The following is a 2,198-nucleotide window of genomic DNA, read 5'->3' as shown; positions in this document are numbered from 1 at the left end:
GGACCTCGATGGTGTTGCCCTCTTTCGTCAGGGAGTAGGGCTCGAACCGGGTCAGGTCTATGACCACGCGGACTATCTTGGAGGGTCTTTCCGAGTACTGGCTGGAGCGGATGCGTTGGATGTTGTGGCCGGCCTCGACTTTGACCAGGGGGTCGCACTGGTGGATCGAGTCCTTGATGTCCACGATGACCCGGGGCGGGTCCTCCAGGGAGAAGACGTCGTAGGCCAGGGAGGTGAGACCTACGGCGTCGCCGGTGATGGTGACTATCTCGTTACCGTCGGCGTCGGTGGAGAATTCGACGGAGGAGATGCGGGGGGTCTGGGCGAGGGCGGCCGTCGCCGACAGGAGGACCACCATGACTATCGAGGGCCGGAGTTTCAAGAGCTTCCCGCTTTGGTGCGAGTATTTGTCACCTGAAGTATAGCAGAATTTGAGGGTGTTGCAAGGGTGTGCGACCCTCTCACCGACAATCCCCCCTCGGGCGGCGCGGAGGAGCGGGGGGGCGCTTTTTTTAACCGGCTACCAACCCTCGACGATGCGGTCCACGACCCGCTGGGCCAGGAGGTTGACCGACTCGGTGTAGGCCTCCGCCTCGGTCCCGCTCCCCCCGGTGGTTTCGACGTCGTAGTACGTCACGCGCTCGGAGAGGGAGGTGTCCCGCCAGAGGTCGCGCTTGGCGGCCAGGTCCCGGAAGACCACCTCGAGCTCCACGGTGAGCTCGCGTTTTTTCACCGCTTCCTCCACGTCGTAGGCCACGGCGCGGGTGGTGTAGCCGGTGATGGTGACGATGAGGAGGGCGTCGGCGCGCGCCTCGGGGGCCACGGTCAGGGGCGAGTTGACCAGGAGTTCCTCGATGATGGCGGCGGTGAGCTCCTGCTCGATGCCGTACTCGAAGGTGGAGTTGGCGACCGTGGGCACCGCCACCGACTCGATTCCCGGCGGCAGATTGGGGCTGAAGGTGTAGCGGCAGCCCGCGATGAGGACCAGCGCCAGGAGTAGTAGAGCGACGATTCTCCTCACGGCCGTTCCTCTTTCAGGAAGTCCACGAGCCGCTTCAGCGCCCGGCCGCGGTGGCTAACGGCGTGCTTGGCCTCCGGGGCGTGCCGGGCGAAGGTCAGCTCGGACCCCTCGGGGATGAAGAGGGGGTCGTAGCCGAAGCCCCCGTCGCCGACCGGCCGGTCCCCGATCCGCCCCTCCACCGTCCCCACGGCGGCCAGGAGGACCTCTCCCGCTGGGGTCGCCAGGGCGACGGCGCAGGCGTAGCGGGCGGCGCGGTCGGAAAATCCATCGAGCTCGGCGAGGAGTCGCACGTTGTTGAGTAAATCCGCGGGGACGTCCGTCGCTGTCAGCGAAAGGCCTCCGGGGTATCCGGGGTAGACGTCGCGGATCGTTTCGGCGTCGAGGGTGTGGTACCGGGCGGAGTAGATACCCGGCGCCCCGCCCAGGGCGTCCACCGAGAGGCCGGAGTCCTCGCCGAGCCCCAACTCGCCGAACCTCTCGGCGATGGCGGTGGCCTTGAGGACGGCGTTCTCGGTGAAGCTCCGGCCGGTCTCGGCGATATCGAGGGTGCCCGCGGGGTCGAGCTCCAGGAGGGAGACCGGGCGGTACCCCTCGTCTCCGAGGATGTCCCGGAGCTCGCGGAGCTTGTCGGGGTTTCGGCTGGCGATGTGTATGCGCGTCATCGTTTAAGATAATTCATGTGTTTATTAAGTAAATTAACATTACACTTGACTATATCAATGTATCCCGCTATGCTGTCTCTCGGACCGGGTGAATGAATTTAAAGAAGCCGCCTACCCGGACATTTTACCAGACGCGCGGGATCTGTACTAAGCCCAAACCGTCCGAGGAGCCGAAAATGCCCTACCCCATACCCGGCCACTGCCCCGTCTGCGGCAAGGAGTTCAACGTCGTCGAGCTCCTCTGCAAGAGCTGCCGCGTATCCCTGCGCGGCGATTTCACCCTCTGTGATTTCTGCAGCCTGAGCTCGGAGCAGCGCGCCTTCCTGAAGCACTTCGTCGCCGTCGGCGGGAGCATCAAGGACATGGAGGGCATCCTGGGCATCAGCTACCCCACGGTGAAAAAGCGGCTGGCCGAACTGGCCGACGTTCTGGGCGTGGGGCATCGTTTCCCCAGGCAGGACCCCAAACGGGCGGCCGCCGAGAGGCTCAGGTTGCTGGAGATGCTGGCGGCCGGC

4 protein-coding genes are annotated in these 2,198 nt (G+C 65.0%); 1 reads left to right on the top strand and 3 read right to left on the bottom strand.

Features of this window, described 5'->3' with window-relative positions; all coding sequences use genetic code 11:
* The 3 genes from NTW26_11810 to rdgB all read right to left on the bottom strand — a co-directional run.
* Window positions 1-382 (bottom strand): AMIN domain-containing protein (locus NTW26_11810; GenBank protein MCX7022932.1); only part of this gene is annotated, 382 nt, incomplete at its 3' end.
* Between the two features lie 138 nt (window positions 383-520).
* A complete protein-coding gene (locus NTW26_11805) occupies window positions 521-1,021 on the bottom strand; it encodes an LptE family protein (GenBank protein MCX7022931.1) in 501 nt (166 codons plus the stop codon).
* Window positions 1,018-1,683: an RdgB/HAM1 family non-canonical purine NTP pyrophosphatase gene (rdgB, locus tag NTW26_11800; GenBank protein ID MCX7022930.1), complete on the bottom strand. Its 666-nt coding sequence runs from the start codon at window positions 1,681-1,683 to the stop codon at window positions 1,018-1,020. Before rdgB ends, NTW26_11805 begins: the two co-directional genes overlap by 4 nt.
* 176 nt (window positions 1,684-1,859) lie before the next feature.
* Between rdgB and NTW26_11795 the strand changes: the two genes are divergently transcribed.
* Window positions 1,860-2,198: DUF2089 family protein (locus NTW26_11795; GenBank protein ID MCX7022929.1), on the top strand; the 339-nt coding region annotated here is incomplete at its 3' end.

The sequence above is a fragment of the bacterium genome (assembly GCA_026398675.1).
GTDB lineage: Bacteria > RBG-13-66-14 > RBG-13-66-14 > RBG-13-66-14 > RBG-13-66-14 > RBG-13-66-14.
Note: the sequence above shows the minus strand (reverse complement) of the source record. Positions and strands in the feature narration are given on the sequence as shown.

Bases quoted from the DNA above. Each gene is read 5' to 3' on its own strand.
- rdgB (MCX7022930.1), bottom strand. From the start codon at position 1,683: ATGACGCGCATACACATCGCCAGCCGAAACCCCGACAAGCTCCGCGAG.